Source organism: Bradyrhizobium sp. sGM-13, assembly GCF_018398875.1.
Lineage (GTDB): Bacteria > Pseudomonadota > Alphaproteobacteria > Rhizobiales > Xanthobacteraceae > Bradyrhizobium.
Genome location: NZ_JAGWDK010000013.1, coordinates 99,405 through 113,571, shown reverse-complemented (window position 1 = coordinate 113,571; position 14,167 = coordinate 99,405). Strand labels below are relative to the sequence as shown.

Below are 14,167 nucleotides of genomic sequence, written 5' to 3'. Positions count from 1 at the left end.
TCACAGCTTGATCTCCGTACCGTCAGCGGGGATGTGCCAGCCTGCCTGCTCCACGGCCTTGCGCTCGTCCGAGCCGCGCAGCAGAGCGGGGTTGGAGTTGTTGATATGCAGGAACACCTTCGTTCCGACGTCGAGATCAGCGAGGCTCTCGATCGCGCCGTGATCGCCCGACATCGAAATATGGCCCATGCTTTGTCCCGTCTTGGTTCCGAGGCCGGCTGCGATCAATTCATCGTCGCGCCAAACGGTGCCGTCAAAAAACACCAGTGCAGCGCCTGAAAGGCGCGATTTGAGATCGTCGGTCACACGTGCGCAGGCGGCCAGGAAATAGAAATACTTGCCGCTTCCTTTGTCCAGAATCCGCAAGCCCAGCGTGTCGCCCGCGCCGTCGCCGCCTGCCGGATGCGCCTCGCCTTCCAGATACCACGCGCCCTTCCCGGGAACCGCGAACGGAAGCACCTCAATGCCTGACGGCTTGCCGTCGGGCAGGGCGGGCTCGAACGCCTTCTCGACCTCGATCGGTTGCCGCTTCACGTTTTTCTCGTTCAGCACATTGAAGATGCTGTTGGATCTGAGAATCGCAAGGACCCGTTCATGCGCGTAGAGCGTAAACGGCGAACCTTCGCGCATCGACAACAGTCCCGCGACGGCGTCGATTTCGCCATTGGTCAGGATCACGCCGGCGATCGGGCTGTGCCTGAGCTGTCCAGCCCTGGGATGAAGCTGCGGCGTTGCGATCACCTGCTGGCGCAGGTCGGGCGAGGCGTTGACGAGATACCAATGCTCACCGTCGGCGCTGACCGCGATCGAGGCCTGGGTGCTCCGCAATTCGGGATGGTCGCTTCGTGCTTTCCGGCACACCGGACATCCGCAATTCCACTGCGGAACGCCGCCGCCCGCCGCGGCGCCCAGGACGACGACGCGAAGCATGATCCGTCTCCTGGAGATTGGAAACTCGAAGATACAAACCAAAAACGCCACGAGGTGGATACCGACCTCGGACACAGTTCCGCTCTCGCGGAACGCGTCAGGTCTGGAAGTCCACCTGCGTGAGATTTGATACGCGCTGCCGCTTATTTGCGGGTGGCGCACATATACATGTTGATTTCCATGCCGACCGATACTTCGGCGATTTTTGGTGCTTTCCAAGCCATTTGTCGCTCCTTTTGCTACCGGACGGACTCCGCCCTCGCTGGTTAAAGTACTGCGGATCAAAAAGTTCGCCAGTTAAATCTTTTGCCTGGAACCCCTATTTGTTTATGCTGCGCCGCAAAGAACAAGTCACGGAGTTGTGCGGAGGGCCTTGGTCAAAACAGCGTGGGATCAAGCGTTTCGCGGTTGTTCGCACCACCGCGAATGGCAATTCTGAGTGCGACGGAGCGCTGCCGGCTCCGGATAAAGAACGTATGATAGATGGGCCTTCCGGTTGCGGGGGCTCAACGAGGAGCCAAGTTTCGCCGATGCCGCGATATTACTTCAACACCCGTATCGGCGATGAGCTGATTTCCGATCCCGACGGCGAAGTGCTCAGGGATCCCGATCGCGCCTGGGAAATGGCACGTGCCATGATCCGGGAACTGCTCAAGACTGATGGCGCCGACGGTGCGCTTCTCAGCGCCACCATCGAAGTCACCGACGACGATGGCGAGATCGTGCTGGAGTTTCCGTTCGCCGAAGCGGTTCTAGATGCGCCTGGCGGTCCCATCACCAGGCACTGACGGCGCTGTACCGGCGTCGAAGCTTCGTGCTCGCTCGGCTTGCGATGCAACTTCCGGCGCAAAGTTTTCCGATTGCGCACCGGCGGACAAATATTGGAGAGTGCCGGCCGGAAAGCCTCCGGCGCCGGCATCATGCGAGCCCGCGCGAAGAGAGAGAAAGGCTTCCGCCAGGGAGAAAGCCCATGACAAATTACACGTTGGTGCCGCGCAGCCTGCTGCTGTCCGGCGCATTCTTGACTGCCTTCACGCTAAGCGCCACTGCCCAGCAATCAGCCGACCCGCCGGCTGCCGCCCAACCGCCCGCCCCGGCACCGGCCGCCGGCGCGCCGCCCCCGGCAGGGACTGCAGCCTCGCCCTCGCTGCCACCGGGATCGCCGCTGATCGGACGTCCCGCGGGCAATGATGCCGCTGCCAAGCTGGCGCCGATCGCGCCGCCGCCGATCCCCGCGGCGCCGGACAAGCTACCGACGGCAAAGCTCAAGGTGCCGGCCGGCTTCAACATCGAAGTCTATGCCGCCGGCATGGCGAATGCCCGCTCGCTCGCGCTCGGCGACAAGGGCACTGTGTTCGTCGGCAGCCGCCTCGTCGATAAGGTCTATGCCATCGTCAACAAGGACGGCAAACGTGAGGTCAAGGTATTGGCTTCCGGCCTCTACCGGCCGAACGGCGTCGCCTTCAAGGACGGCACGCTCTACATCGCTGAACTGTCCAGGATCTCCAAGATCGAAAAGGTCGAAGACAATCTGGATAACCCGCCGAAGCCGACCGTGATCTTCGACGCGCTGCCGAAGGATGAGGCCCATGGCTGGAAGTTCATCGCCATCGGTCCCGACAACAAGCTCTACGCTCCCGTCGGCCAGCCCGGCAACAACGTGCTCAACGATGACGAGCATGGCCTGCTCCGCCGGATGAATCTTGACGGTTCGGGCGCGGAAGTAATCGCCCGGGGCCTGCGCCACACCGTCGGCTTCGACTGGCATCCGGAGACCAAGCAGCTCTACTTCACCGACAACGGTCGCGACTGGATGTCGGAAGACGTGCCCGAGGACGAGCTGAACCGGATCACCAAGGTCGGCGAACATTTCGGCGCGCCGTTCTGCCTGCAGGGCAACATCGTCGATCCCGAATTCGGCTGGGGCAAATCCTGCAGCGAATACACTGCACCCGTTGGCTTGCTCGGCCCGCATTCCGCAGCGCTCGGCATGCGCTTCTACACCGGCAACATGTTCCCGAAAGCCTACAAGAACGCGGCGATCATCGCCCGGCACGGCTCCTGGAACCGCTCCAACAAGGTCGGCGGCGATGTCGTCATTGCCAAGCTCAACAAGGACGGCACCATGAAGTCACTGGAGCCGTTTCTCACCGGCTTCCTCGAGGACAACAAATATATCGGCCGCCCGGTTGACGTGCTGCAGATGAAGGACGGCTCCCTGCTGGTCTCCGACGACTACAACGGCGCCGTCTACCGCATCACCTATGGCAAGCCGAAGACGGCGGGGAAGTCGTAGGAGAAGCGACGAACGTTTGACTTGGTCTTCCGGGCTGGTGCGTTGGCGCCAGACCCGGAATGACGACGTACCGGAAATGGCTGATGCGTAAAACAACAACGGCACTAGCGTTTGCGTTGATTGCAACGTCCGTATCAGCCGAAACCATCGAACAACGCATCGCGCCGTGCCTCGCCTGCCACGGCGAAAAGGGCCAATCCGAAACCGAGAACACGCCGTCGCTCGGCGCGCAGCATGCGCCTTATTCGCTGATCCAGCTTTTCATGTTCCGCGAGAAGCTGCGCGTCTTCGAGCCGATGAACGAGATGACGAAGGCGCTGACCGACGACGATCTCCGCCTTTTCTCGGACTTCATCGCCAAGATGCCGAAGCCCGAGCCGCCAGGGGAAAATGGCGATCCGGCGCGGATGCAGCGCGGCGAGGCGCTGGTGCGGCAGCACCGCTGCGATAGCTGCCATAACGGCGACCTCTCCGGTAAGGAAAACGTCCCGCGCATCGCCAACCAGCGCGAGGATTATCTTGCCAAGACGCTTGCCGAGTACAAAGACAATAGCCGCCACGGCTACGACGCCAGCATGGCCGACGTGATGGCGCCGATCTCGCCGGAGCAGATCGCCGATCTCGCCCATTACATCGCCCGTATGCGCTAAATCCGGGCGGCGTCCCCGCTGGCATTGCCCTGCGCCCGGCGCTACAAGGGCTGCAATTGGATGGAGTTTTGCATGCAAGACCTATGGCGCCTGTCGGCTGCGGAAATGGCCTCACTGATCAGGTCGAAAAAAGTCTCGGCGAAAGAGGCGGCGACCGCAGCGCTGGCGCGGCTCGACGCGGTCAATCCCAAAATCAATGCTGTCGTCGACCACAGGCCCGAGGACGTATTTTCTCAGGCTGCCGCGATCGATGCCGCGATCGCGCGCGGCGAGGATGCCGGTGCGCTGGGCGGCGTGCCTGTTACGGTGAAGGTCAATATCGACCAGCAAGGTTTTGCCACCACCAACGGGCTGAAGCTGCAGCGCGACGCGATCGCCAAGAGCAACAGCCCGGTGATCGACAATTTGCATAAATCCGGCGCGGTCATTCTCGGGCGCACCAATTGCCCGGCGTTCTCCTATCGCTGGTTCACCACCAACCTCATCCATGGCGACACCAAGAATCCCCGTGACCCCGGCATCACCCCAGGCGGCTCGTCCGGCGGCGCTGGCGCGGCGGTCGCAGCCGGCATCGGTCATATCGCGCACGGCACCGACATTGCGGGATCGATCCGCTATCCGGCTTACGCCTGTGGCGTGCACGGGCTGCGGCCGACCATGGGACGCATCGCGGCGTTCAACGCGGCGCTCCCCGAACGGCCGATCGGGCCGCAGATCAGCGCCGTGTCAGGCCCGCTGGCCCGCACCATCGGCGATATCAGGATCGCACTGGCTGCGATGTCGGCGCAGGATTATCGCGATCCCTGGTGGGTGCCGGCGCCGCTCGAAGGGCCGGCAATGCCGAAGCGCGTCGCGATGTGCCTCAACCCTGGCGGCCTTGATCCGGTACCTGAAGTGAAAGCCGCGGTGACGGACGCCGGCAAGCGGCTCGAGCGCGCGGGCTGGATTGTCGAGGAAATCGCCGACACGCCGCCGCTGCGCGAAGCCGCCGATCTGCAGACAAAACTCTGGCTCGGCGACGGCTACGAGGCGCAGTTGGAAGCCGCCGAGCGCGAAGGCGATCCCGGCGCGCTGGCGTGCCTGCGCGGCAACCGCGCGAAAGTGCATCCCTTCGACCTGTCGAAAGCGTTGACACGGCGTGCGACATTGACGCGCGAATGGCTGGCGTTCTTTGAAAACTATGCCGTGCTGCTGATGCCGGTATCCGGCGAATTGCCGTTCCCTGATCAACTCGACGGCAAGGACGAGGCGTCGTTTGCGCGCGTCTGGCATGCGCAATTGCCGCAGATTGCCATTCCCTTCATGGGCCTGCCTGGGCTAACGGTTTCGACCGGGCTGGTCGGACGCGTTCCCGTCGGCGTGCAACTGGTTTCCGGGCGCTATCGCGAAGATCTCTGTCTCGCCGCGGGCGAGGCGGTGGAAGCCGGCGGAACGCCCTCGGCAGCGATCGATCCGGCGAGCTAGCAGAGAGGACGATGCCAGGCGTTTATGATTTTACGGCGCAGTCGCTCGCCGGCGAAGACATTCCGCTGAAGCGGTTCAAGGATCAGGTGCTCCTGATCGTCAATACCGCCAGCGCCTGCGGGTTCACGCCGCAATACAAGGGCCTGGAGCAGTTGCATCGTGAACTGGCGCCGCGCGGCTTTGCGGTGCTTGGGTTTCCCTGCAACCAGTTCGGCGGGCAGGAACCGGGCGACGCCAAGCAGATCGAGCAATTCTGCGCAGGCAAATATGACGTAACGTTTCCGATGTTCGCCAAGATCGACGTCAACGGCAGACATGCGCATCCGTTGTTCAATCATCTGAAGAACGCGAAATCGGGACTGTTGGGTTCGTCGATCAAATGGAATTTCACCAAATTCCTGGTCGACCGCTCGGGCAGGGTGGTTGGGCGCTACGCCCCAACCGCGACGCCCGAGGGAATCAGAAGAGAAATCGAGGCACTGCTGTGAACGAGACCAACAAAGCAATGAGCGACCAATTCCCCGACCGTCTTTCGGTCGATCCGAGCAGCCCGTACTACAACGCCGAGATCCTCGCGCGCGACGTCGGCATTCGCTTCAAGGGCGTCGAGAAGACCAATGTCGAGGAATATTGCATCAGCGAGGGCTGGGTGCGCGTCACCGCCGGCAATGCCAAGGACCGCCACGGCAATCCGCTGACGATCAAGGTGCATGGCCCGGTCGAGCCGTATTTCCGGGACAAGCCGAAGTCCTGAGCCAAATCTGCATCAACCGCCATTGCGAGGAACGAAGCGACGAAGCAATCCATCCGTCCTTATGCAGCGGCTCGGCGACCAGCCCTGCGCCTTCAGCACCGCCAGCGTGCGCTGGTATTCGCACAAGCCAGATGTCGCTCAACGTCGCGGCGGGCCCCGGCCTCGGCGGCAATGAAAGCTATCCCGACCTGTTCCAGCCCTATGGCGGCTTCCCGGATGGCGTCCGTGTCGAGAACGGTCACATCACCATGCCTGACCTGCCGGGTATCGGGTTCGAGGGGAAATCCGATCTCTATGCCGAGGTGAAGGCGCTGGCGGCGTAGGGCTGGATGCCATAGGAAAGGCCGGAATCGGTGGCCTGGACAGGGCGTTCGCCCTGCCGCCGATCGTGGATTTCCGGGCCGCCAGTTTACCGTTCATCCATCACTGAAGGACGCCGCGATCTTGGCCACCACGCTTCCCCAACTCTCGCTTGCGAAGGACAAGATCCGCGTCTTGCTCCTTGAAGGTGTCAACGACAGCGCTGTGCAGATAATCGAGGCTGCCGGCTATTCCAACATGACACGCCTGTCCAAGGCGCTCGAGGGCGATGCGCTGAAAGAGGCCATCAAGGGAGTGCATCTGCTCGGCATCCGCTCGCGCACGCAAATCACCAAGGAGGTTCTCGACGCTGCGGACCGCCTGATCGCGGTCGGATGTTTCAGCGTCGGCACCAACCAGGTGGACATTGAGGCCGCGCGCCGGAGCGGGATTCCGGTGTTCAACGCGCCGTTCTCCAACACGCGGAGCGTGGCAGAACTTGTAATCGGCGAGATCGTCGTCCTGCTGCGCCGGATCGTCGCGCGCTCCAACGCCGCCCATGAGGGACGTTGGGACAAGTCGGCCAACGACAGCTATGAGGTGAGGGGCAAGACGCTCGGTATCATCGGTTACGGCAATATCGGCTCGCAGCTCTCCAACCTCGCGGAAGCGCTGGGCATGCGGGTGATCTTTTATGATCACACCGATAGGCTTCGTCACGGCAACACCGAGCCGACCGCGAGCCTGCATGAGCTTCTGACGCAAAGCGACGTCGTGAGCCTGCATGTGCCGGAAACTCCCGCCACGAACGGCATGATCGGGCGCGAGGAGATTCGCGCGATCAAGCATGGCGCGTATTTCATCAACAATAGCCGCGGCACGGTCGTGGACCTCGAGGCGCTCGCCGAGGCGCTGCGGGAAAACCGGCTCCGCGGCGCCGCGGTCGACGTCTTTCCGGTCGAGCCGCGCTCGAACTCCGACCGCTTCGTCTCGCCGCTGCAGGGCCTGGAGAACGTCATCCTGACCCCGCATATTGGCGGGTCGACCGAGGAGGCGCAGGAGCGCATCGGCGCCGAAGTCGCGCGCAAGCTGGTCGAGTACAGCGATTCCGGCTCGACCATGGGCGCCGTCAACTTCCCGCAGGTTCAATTGCCGCCACGGCCGTCAGGCACGCGTTTCATTCAGGTGCAGCGTAACCTGCCGGGCATGCTCGGGCGTTTGAACGAAGTGCTGGCCCGTCATGCCGTCAACATCGCCGCGCAATATTACGAGACCGCGCACGACGTCGGCTACGTGGTGCTGGACGTCGATGCCTCGGCCGCCGACGGCCAGCGCGTGCTCGCGGACATCCGGGCGCTGGAAGGCACTATCCGAGCCCGGTTGCTCTATGAGTACAAGTCCTGAACGAACGCCCTGTCATCGTCCACGAAGGCGGACGATCCAGTACGCCGCGTACTCTCGCTTCTATCGCTGACGTCAGCGACTACTGGATGCCCGCCTGCGCGGGCATGACACGAGAGGCAGATCGGCGATGATCCACGATCAGCCCTCGGACAACAACCCTTCTCGATGGCTGATTGCCTGTTCTTGAAAATGGCCATCGCGGTCTTCATCCGCAGGAAGCCGAATTTCGCATACAACGGCTCGCGGCCGGCGACCGCATACAGGATGATCTTCGCGTGTCCTTGCGATTGGGCAAGCAGTCTTTCGATAAGCTGTTTTCCGAGGCCTGTTCCTTGATGGCTCGGCAGAACCGCGACGTCGCAAAGATACGCGCAATCGCGTCCGTCAGCCAGAACGCGGCCGGCGCCGACGAGCCGGCCGCCATCGCGGGCAAAGCAGCAGAACATGCTGTTGCCGAACACCACTTCGAGATCGGCCGCGTTCTTGGTGCCGAGCGGGGCGGCCCGATAGAGCGCTTCGAGTTCCTGCCAGTCCACGCCGTCGCGGCTGTCGCTCCAAATGACCGTCATCGCGAAGGGCTCCGCGCCGTCCTACGACAGCCGCATGTCCAATAACCGGCGGCCTTCGGTCTTGAGCAGTTTCTTCACCGCACTTGATGCGGCGATCTCGCCCTGGTTGGCGTAGGCCTCGTGGTTCTTCTCGATGTCCTCGAGCCGGTAGAGGTAATTGACCATAATCCCGGCAGATTCCCGCAGGCCCTTGGGCGAGAGGTCGCCGAGCCAGTCGATCTTCTCCAGCCGTGCGCCGTTGCCGATGTGGAAGCGGGCCACCGAATCGACCAGCCGGCCCTTCGGCGTGCGGGCTTTCAGGAAATAGTACGCCGCCAGCGGTTCCAGCACGGTGCGCAATTGCGCGGTCAGTTCGGTATTCTCGAACCAGTCCGGCTTGTCGAGGCTTTCGAGCAGTATCCGGTCCTCGTCGCTCACCGGAACATCGTCGGCCTGTTTCAGCCATTGCATGAAGCCCGGCACCGGCGACAGCGTGATGAAGGTGTCGAGCTTCGGCAGTTCGCGCCGCAACTCCTCGACCACCTGCTTGATCAGGAAGCTGCCGAAGGAAATGCCGCCAAGCCCTTTCTGCGTATTCGAGATCGAATAGAACACGGCGGTGCGCGCGCGTTCGATCGGCACCGGCTGCCGTTCGGCGGCAAGCAGCGGTGCGATCGCGGTCGGTATAGTCTCGGTCAGCGCGACCTCGACGAAGATCAGCGGTTCGTCGTTGAGCTGGGGATGGAAGAAGGCGTAGCACCGCCGGTCGACGGGATCGATGCGGCGGCGCAAATCGTTCCAGTCGCGAATTTCGTGCACGGCTTCATAGCGAATGATCTGTTCCAGAATATTGGCCGGCGTCGACCAGTCTATCCTCCGCAGCACGAGAAATCCCCTGTTGAACCAAGAAGACAGCAAATGCACCACGTCGCGGTCGAGCGCGGCCAGATCCTTGTTGCCCTTCATCAGGGAAAGCAGGTCGGCGCGCATCGCCACCAGCTCGCTGGTGCCGCCGGGCGCACGGTTGAGCCGGCGGATCAGCTCCTGCCGCCGCGGCTCGGACGCAAAATGAAGGTCACTGGCATCGCTGTCGTTCGGCTGGCTGCGCCAGCTCTCGATCGCCTGGGACAGCTTCTCGCGGTCGGGGCCGAAGTTGCGGGCCAGCGTTTCGAAGAAGGTGAGCCGGCCGGCGGCGTCGAGATCGTGGTAGCGATCGAGCACCTCGCGCGCCATCGCGGTACCGGAGGCTTCGCCGCGGCCCGACAGCAGCGCTTCGCATAGTTCGATCAGCTCCGAAGCGTCCTGGCCGTCGTCGGACGGTCCGGCCCGCCGCAGCAGTGTACGGCCGCGTTCTGATATCGTCGCGAGAAGATCGGAGAAAAAGGCATTGGCCATGTGGCGGATCGAATCCAGCGGGGGTTTTGCGGAATCTTACATGGGATTTAGGTCAGTGCCGATCACAATCAAGAAGTCCAGTTCGTCATACCGCGCCACCGGTCTCGCCTTCGGCGAGCCCGATGACAGGCTCCTGTGGACATCCAGTACGCCGCCGCCTATCGATTGATCATCGACGCCTCTGGAATACTGGATTACCCGCTTCGCTGATAATGACGACAATACAATGTCACGGCCTCACTCCTTCCCCGCGAATTCCGTCGGTGTTTTGCCCGTAACCTGCCGGAAAGCATGGGAAAACGCCGGCACACTGGCATAGCCCAAATCAGCGGCAAGCTGCTTGACGGACACGCCGGCATCCGTCGACAGCTTCTCGATCGCCGCTGCAATCCGGGCGCGCTGGCACCAGCTCTTGAAGCTCAATTGCGTCTCCGACGAGAACAGCCGCGACAGCGTTCGCACCGAGGTGCCGACCTCGCGCGCCAGCGTTTCGATCTCATGGTCGCCGGTTGGGTCCGCGAGCACGATGTCGGCGGCGCGCCGGCAGCGCAGCTCGCGCGGCAGCGGGATGAAGGTCGCTGAATCTTCCGCCTGGTCGAGCTCCATCATGGCCAGTCGCAGCAGAAGCTCGGTTCGCTCGTGGTCGCCGCGATCGTCGAACAAAGCCAGAATGGTCTGATGCAGGAGCGGCGACACCCGCACCACGAATTCCGCATCCAGGCTGTGGCTGCGCACCTCGCGCCGTAGCCAGTCGAGTTCGAAATAGAGCGTCCGCATCTCGATATCGGCGAGCACGTCGATCGCATGCTCCGATAGCGCGGGCACCCACACCGCCCGGTCCGGCGGTACCAGCCAGCGACCCTTCGGCGTCGTCACCTGCATGGTGCCCTTCGCCGCATAGACGAGCTGCGCTTCGCGATGCATGTGGGTGTCGATCCGGAAGCCCTTCTTATAGCCGTTGGCGATCATGTGGATGCCGTCGCCGGTCGAAATGCGGCGCCCGATGATGGCGGCAATTGGCTTTTCGGCGATATTCATTGGCGACATCCCGTCAGGACAACCCCGTATAACCTATTTCGCAAAATTGCGGGATTCGGGAATCGACCATGAACAGCCCAAAGAACAGCCCGAGCCGGGTGATCACTTTCGTCAACGCCGCCCATTTCATCGACCATTATTCGATGCTGATCTTTGCCGCCGCCGTCATCATCATGGGCCCGGCGCTCGGCATGGCCTATTCGGAGCTGTTGCCTTACGCCACCCCGGGCTTCGTCGCCTTCGGCGCGGGCTCGCTCGTCACCGGCTGGCTCGGCGACCGCTGGAGCCGGCGCCACATGATGGTGATATTTTTCCTCGGCATCGGCGCGTCGATGATCGCCGTCGGCTTCGTGCAGACGCCCTTACAACTTGGCGCGGCGCTGCTGGCGATCGGCCTGTTCGCCTCGATCTATCATCCGGTCGGCACCGCGATGATCGTGTCCTATGCCGATAAACTCGGCCGCGAGATGGGCCTGAACGGCGTCTGGGGCAATCTCGGCGTGGCGTCCTCGGCGCTGGTCACCGGCGTCATCGGGCAATATCTCGGCTGGCGCTGGGCCTTCATCGCGCCGGGAATTGTCACGATCCTGATCGGCGCGGCCTTTGCGCTGATGGTGATGCACGAGGACCGAACCGGCACCAGGCAGGCCGCAGCGCAGGCACGGGTTGCGAAAGAAGACATGTGGCGGGTGTTTTTGGCCCTTCTGATCGTGGTGATCGCGATATCCACGACCTTCAACGCCATCACCGTGGCGATGCCGAAACTGTTCGCCGAGCGGTTGGCCGGCCTGACCAACAGTCCGGCCCTGCTCGGGGTGATCGCGGCCGGCGTCTATGTGTTCGGCGCGATGACGCAATACACCATCGGCAAGCTGATCGACCATTATTCGCTGAAGGCCGTGATGCTGCCGCTGTCGTTCTTGCTGGCGCCGTTCATGTATTTTGCGGCGACGCTGTCGAACCTGCCGCTGATCATCGCTTCCATCGGCATCGTGATGGGCGCGTTCGGCCAGGTCACCGTCAACGACGCCATGGTCGGCAAATACACCACCGAGGAATGGCGCTCGCGCGCCTATTCGGTGCGCTACTTCGTCGGCTTCACCGCGGCCGGCGCCTCCGTCGGCCTGGTGGCGTGGCTCTACGAAAAGGGCGGCTTCGTCACCATGCTCCAGACATTCGGCGCGCTCTGCCTTTTGGTGATCGTGGCGGCGATCATCCTGCCGCAGGAGATCAAGGTACCGGCCGCGCAAACCGCGCCGTGACATCACTAATCAATTGATCATGCACCACTTTCTGTCATGGAAAGGTGGGGGCGAGGTCGGACATGACGAACAGATGTACTGGCGCCTGCGACCCGTGTTGCGGCGCAATAGCTTCGCGTGCGGCCGTGAACTCAAACAGAACACTTGACCATCGCCACCCTCCTTGTGTGAGGTGCGCGCATGACCCGAATCCGGCTTTTCCTGTTCATCATTGCGGTGTTTATGCCTTCGCTGGCGACGGCGCAGACCATGAAATTCGAGGAGGCCGCGGCCATGCTGGCCGCGAGCTGCGGCAAGGACATCGATGACAATTGCCGCGGCGTCAATCTCGACGCGACGCGCCTGAAGGAGTGCCTGGGCCGCAACCAGGACGTGGTGTCGGCGAAGTGCAAGACCGATTATCCCCAGGCCCTCGGCGCCATCCAGCAGCGCGTTACCGCGCGCACCTCGCTTGTGAAACTCTGCAATTGGGAATTGAACCGCTTCTGCGGTGAGGTACGGCACGATCCTGTCAAGGGGCTGCAATGTCTGTTGGAATCCACCAAGAAGGCGACCCCGAACTGCAACAAGGCGATCAGCGCCGCGGGGTATCGCTGATGCTTGGGGAAGAAAAGCTGTGCGGTATCGGTCTCGTGCTGGGCGCCATGGCCGCCTTTGCCCTGCCGATAACGGCGAGCCGGGCGCAGACCGCCATGTCGAGCGGGGATATCATTGAGAAGCTTGCCGTCGAAGCCGAGTCGGATATCGACCTGGCTGCCTTGCGCCAGCAGGCTGCCGACCGCATCAAGGCGAGAGCGGACGCCCAGCCGCAGAAGCGGCCGCCGATCGCGCCGCAACTGACGAAGCTGCCGCAAATCCGTGTCGATGTCGTGTTCGACCAGGATTCCTCCCTGATCCGGCCGGCCTCCTATCAGACCATCGGCAGCATCGCGGACGCGCTCACAGATCCGAAGACGCGGCCCTATCGCTATCTGATCGTCGATCACGTCGAATCCGCCGGAAGGCGCGACCACAATCTGATCCTGAGCCAGCGGCGCGCCGAATCGATCCGCGACGTTCTGGTGAACACCTTCAAGGTGTCGCCTAAACGGCTTCAGGCGCTTGGACTTGGCGAGGAACAGTTGCAGGATGTCAATCGCCCGGCATCATCAGCCAATGCGCGCGTCCAGATCATGGCGATCGGCAAGTTCGAAACGGCCGAGCCGGCAACGCCGGCTGCGGCTCCAAAAGGCGCGGCTGCGGCAAAGAAGAAGCGCTGATCATCCGCGCAGGGATGAATGGGACGCCAACCGCCGGCTGGGGAAGGAGCTCCCGATGTTCAATCAACTCTCGCCGGCAACGGCCGGTCTCTTGCTGGGATTGACGGCCATGATGACGATGCCCGCTACAGCCGATGCCCTGAAGGATGAAATTGCGCCGACCGGCAAGCTGCGGGTGGCGATCGCGATCAGTCCGGCCGGCGGCGCATTCTGGTCGACCAAGACCGAAACCGGTTATGCCGGCGTGCCGGTCGATCTCGGCAAGGCGATGGCGGAACAACTCGGCGTCCCCGTCGAATATGTCGCGCACAACAATTCCGGTCAGATCGTCGATGCGGCGTCGAAGGGCACCTGGGACATCACCTTCCTGCCGAAGGATCCGGAACGCGAGGGCAGGATGTCGTTCGGACCGATCTATGAGGTGTCGGATGCGACCTACATCGTCAAGCCTGACTCGACGGTGACGAATTTCGCAACACTCGATCAACCCGGGATCAAGGTCGCGGCGGTCAACAACACGACCACGATGCGCGGCGCGATCGCGCATCTGAAGAACGCCAAAGTCACGGGCTACCAGACCTACGACGAAATCTTCGGCCTGCTCAAGAATGGCGAGATCGATGCGTTCGCGCTGTCGCGCGACCAGCTCAACGCGATGGCAAAGAGGATTCCGGGCACGCGCGTGCTGGATGAAACCTTCAAGCAGACCGTGACGGCGGTGGCGGTGCCGCCCAACCATCCGCTGTCGCTGGCGTTTGCGGTCAAGTTTCTGAGCGAAGCGATCTCCAACGGCACGCTACGCAAGGCCTACGACAATAACGGCCTGAAGGATCGGCCGATCCGGACGCAGACGAAGTAGAAGCTTGC

The 14,167-nt window shown here is 62.6% G+C and carries 16 protein-coding genes and 1 pseudogene; 12 read left to right on the top strand and 5 right to left on the bottom strand.

What is annotated here, in order from left to right:
- Entirely contained in the window at positions 1 to 930 is a 930-nt protein-coding gene (gene pqqB, locus KJQ96_RS21210; protein ID WP_213288481.1) for a pyrroloquinoline quinone biosynthesis protein PqqB, read from the bottom strand.
- Between the two features lie 143 nt (positions 931 to 1,073).
- Complete coding sequence (pqqA, locus tag KJQ96_RS21205; RefSeq protein WP_082637312.1) at positions 1,074 to 1,154, bottom strand: pyrroloquinoline quinone precursor peptide PqqA; 81 nt, start codon at positions 1,152 to 1,154, stop codon at positions 1,074 to 1,076.
- A 306-nt stretch (positions 1,155 to 1,460) separates the two neighbouring features.
- Here pqqA and KJQ96_RS21200 point away from each other — a divergent pair, with 306 nt between their 5' ends.
- The 8 genes and pseudogenes from KJQ96_RS21200 (at position 1,461) to serA (ending at position 7,798) form a co-directional block, all read left to right on the top strand.
- The gene (locus KJQ96_RS21200) at positions 1,461 to 1,718 is read left to right on the top strand and encodes a DUF6894 family protein (protein WP_213288480.1); all 258 of its coding nucleotides are present in this window, start codon (positions 1,461 to 1,463) and stop codon (positions 1,716 to 1,718) included.
- A 182-nt stretch (positions 1,719 to 1,900) separates the two neighbouring features.
- The gene (locus KJQ96_RS21195) at positions 1,901 to 3,226 is read left to right on the top strand and encodes a sorbosone dehydrogenase family protein (RefSeq protein ID WP_249734300.1); all 1,326 of its coding nucleotides are present in this window, start codon (positions 1,901 to 1,903) and stop codon (positions 3,224 to 3,226) included.
- Positions 3,227 to 3,309: 83 nt separating this feature from the next.
- Positions 3,310 to 3,876 carry a c-type cytochrome gene (locus tag KJQ96_RS21190; protein WP_213288479.1) on the top strand — a complete coding sequence of 189 codons (567 nt, stop codon included), beginning with the start codon at positions 3,310 to 3,312 and terminating at the stop codon, positions 3,874 to 3,876.
- A 72-nt stretch (positions 3,877 to 3,948) separates the two neighbouring features.
- Positions 3,949 to 5,340 carry an amidase family protein gene (locus tag KJQ96_RS21185; RefSeq protein WP_213288478.1) on the top strand — a complete coding sequence of 464 codons (1,392 nt, stop codon included), beginning with the start codon at positions 3,949 to 3,951 and terminating at the stop codon, positions 5,338 to 5,340.
- A gap of 11 nt (positions 5,341 to 5,351) precedes the next feature.
- Positions 5,352 to 5,828 carry a glutathione peroxidase gene (locus KJQ96_RS21180; protein WP_213288477.1) on the top strand — a complete coding sequence of 159 codons (477 nt, stop codon included), beginning with the start codon at positions 5,352 to 5,354 and terminating at the stop codon, positions 5,826 to 5,828.
- Between the two features lie 17 nt (positions 5,829 to 5,845).
- A complete protein-coding gene (locus KJQ96_RS21175; RefSeq protein WP_213288476.1) occupies positions 5,846 to 6,094 on the top strand; it encodes a DUF3297 family protein in 249 nt (82 codons plus the stop codon).
- 125 nt (positions 6,095 to 6,219) lie between these two features.
- A pseudogene (locus KJQ96_RS21170) lies at positions 6,220 to 6,417 on the top strand (mandelate racemase); the annotation flags it as partial.
- Positions 6,418 to 6,538: 121 nt separating this feature from the next.
- Positions 6,539 to 7,798 carry a phosphoglycerate dehydrogenase gene (gene serA / locus KJQ96_RS21165; RefSeq protein ID WP_213288475.1) on the top strand — a complete coding sequence of 420 codons (1,260 nt, stop codon included), beginning with the start codon at positions 6,539 to 6,541 and terminating at the stop codon, positions 7,796 to 7,798.
- Here serA and KJQ96_RS21160 read toward each other — a convergent pair.
- The 3 genes from KJQ96_RS21160 to KJQ96_RS21150 all read right to left on the bottom strand — a co-directional run bounded on the left by KJQ96_RS21160 (position 7,780) and on the right by KJQ96_RS21150 (position 10,779).
- Positions 7,780 to 8,367 (bottom strand): GNAT family N-acetyltransferase, encoded by a 588-nt coding sequence (locus tag KJQ96_RS21160; RefSeq protein ID WP_213288474.1) that lies wholly within the window; start codon positions 8,365 to 8,367, stop codon positions 7,780 to 7,782. The two genes, serA and KJQ96_RS21160, sit on opposite strands and share 19 nt — an antisense overlap.
- A 21-nt stretch (positions 8,368 to 8,388) precedes the next feature.
- The gene (locus KJQ96_RS21155) at positions 8,389 to 9,741 is read right to left on the bottom strand and encodes a malonyl-CoA decarboxylase (RefSeq protein ID WP_213288473.1); all 1,353 of its coding nucleotides are present in this window, start codon (positions 9,739 to 9,741) and stop codon (positions 8,389 to 8,391) included.
- Positions 9,742 to 9,978: 237 nt separating this feature from the next.
- Positions 9,979 to 10,779, bottom strand: a complete 801-nt coding sequence (locus KJQ96_RS21150; protein ID WP_249734298.1) for a helix-turn-helix transcriptional regulator — start codon at positions 10,777 to 10,779, stop codon at positions 9,979 to 9,981.
- A 68-nt stretch (positions 10,780 to 10,847) separates the two neighbouring features.
- On the opposite strand from KJQ96_RS21150, the gene KJQ96_RS21145 reads away from it, so the two are divergent.
- The 4 genes from KJQ96_RS21145 to KJQ96_RS21130 all read left to right on the top strand — a co-directional run bounded on the left by KJQ96_RS21145 (position 10,848) and on the right by KJQ96_RS21130 (position 14,159).
- Positions 10,848 to 12,041: an MFS transporter gene (locus KJQ96_RS21145; RefSeq protein ID WP_213288471.1), complete on the top strand. Its 1,194-nt coding sequence runs from the start codon at positions 10,848 to 10,850 to the stop codon at positions 12,039 to 12,041.
- A 180-nt stretch (positions 12,042 to 12,221) separates the two neighbouring features.
- Complete coding sequence (locus KJQ96_RS21140; RefSeq protein WP_213288470.1) at positions 12,222 to 12,638, top strand: hypothetical protein; 417 nt, start codon at positions 12,222 to 12,224, stop codon at positions 12,636 to 12,638.
- Positions 12,638 to 13,300 carry an OmpA family protein gene (locus tag KJQ96_RS21135; protein ID WP_213288469.1) on the top strand — a complete coding sequence of 221 codons (663 nt, stop codon included), beginning with the start codon at positions 12,638 to 12,640 and terminating at the stop codon, positions 13,298 to 13,300. The genes KJQ96_RS21140 and KJQ96_RS21135 overlap by 1 nt, the downstream gene beginning before the upstream one ends.
- Positions 13,301 to 13,412: 112 nt before the next feature.
- Complete coding sequence (locus KJQ96_RS21130; RefSeq protein ID WP_249734323.1) at positions 13,413 to 14,159, top strand: transporter substrate-binding domain-containing protein; 747 nt, start codon at positions 13,413 to 13,415, stop codon at positions 14,157 to 14,159.
- Positions 14,160 to 14,167 lie beyond the last annotated feature (8 nt).

Excerpts from the sequence above, each read along its gene's own strand:
- pqqB (WP_213288481.1), bottom strand. The coding sequence starts at position 930 with ATGCTTCGCGTCGTCGTCCTGGGCGCCGCGGCGGGCGGCGGCGTTCCG.
- pqqA (WP_082637312.1), bottom strand. The coding sequence starts at position 1,154 with ATGGCTTGGAAAGCACCAAAAATCGCCGAAGTATCGGTCGGCATGGAA.
- KJQ96_RS21200 (WP_213288480.1), top strand. The coding sequence starts at position 1,461 with ATGCCGCGATATTACTTCAACACCCGTATCGGCGATGAGCTGATTTCC.
- KJQ96_RS21195 (WP_249734300.1), top strand. The coding sequence starts at position 1,901 with ATGACAAATTACACGTTGGTGCCGCGCAGCCTGCTGCTGTCCGGCGCA.
- KJQ96_RS21190 (WP_213288479.1), top strand. The coding sequence starts at position 3,310 with ATGCGTAAAACAACAACGGCACTAGCGTTTGCGTTGATTGCAACGTCC.
- KJQ96_RS21185 (WP_213288478.1), top strand. The coding sequence starts at position 3,949 with ATGCAAGACCTATGGCGCCTGTCGGCTGCGGAAATGGCCTCACTGATC.
- KJQ96_RS21180 (WP_213288477.1), top strand. The coding sequence starts at position 5,352 with ATGCCAGGCGTTTATGATTTTACGGCGCAGTCGCTCGCCGGCGAAGAC.
- KJQ96_RS21175 (WP_213288476.1), top strand. The coding sequence starts at position 5,846 with ATGAGCGACCAATTCCCCGACCGTCTTTCGGTCGATCCGAGCAGCCCG.
- KJQ96_RS21160 (WP_213288474.1), bottom strand. The coding sequence starts at position 8,367 with ATGACGGTCATTTGGAGCGACAGCCGCGACGGCGTGGACTGGCAGGAA.
- KJQ96_RS21155 (WP_213288473.1), bottom strand. The coding sequence starts at position 9,741 with ATGGCCAATGCCTTTTTCTCCGATCTTCTCGCGACGATATCAGAACGC.
- KJQ96_RS21150 (WP_249734298.1), bottom strand. The coding sequence starts at position 10,779 with ATGAATATCGCCGAAAAGCCAATTGCCGCCATCATCGGGCGCCGCATT.
- KJQ96_RS21145 (WP_213288471.1), top strand. The coding sequence starts at position 10,848 with ATGAACAGCCCAAAGAACAGCCCGAGCCGGGTGATCACTTTCGTCAAC.
- KJQ96_RS21140 (WP_213288470.1), top strand. The coding sequence starts at position 12,222 with ATGACCCGAATCCGGCTTTTCCTGTTCATCATTGCGGTGTTTATGCCT.
- KJQ96_RS21135 (WP_213288469.1), top strand. The coding sequence starts at position 12,638 with ATGCTTGGGGAAGAAAAGCTGTGCGGTATCGGTCTCGTGCTGGGCGCC.
- KJQ96_RS21130 (WP_249734323.1), top strand. The coding sequence starts at position 13,413 with ATGACGATGCCCGCTACAGCCGATGCCCTGAAGGATGAAATTGCGCCG.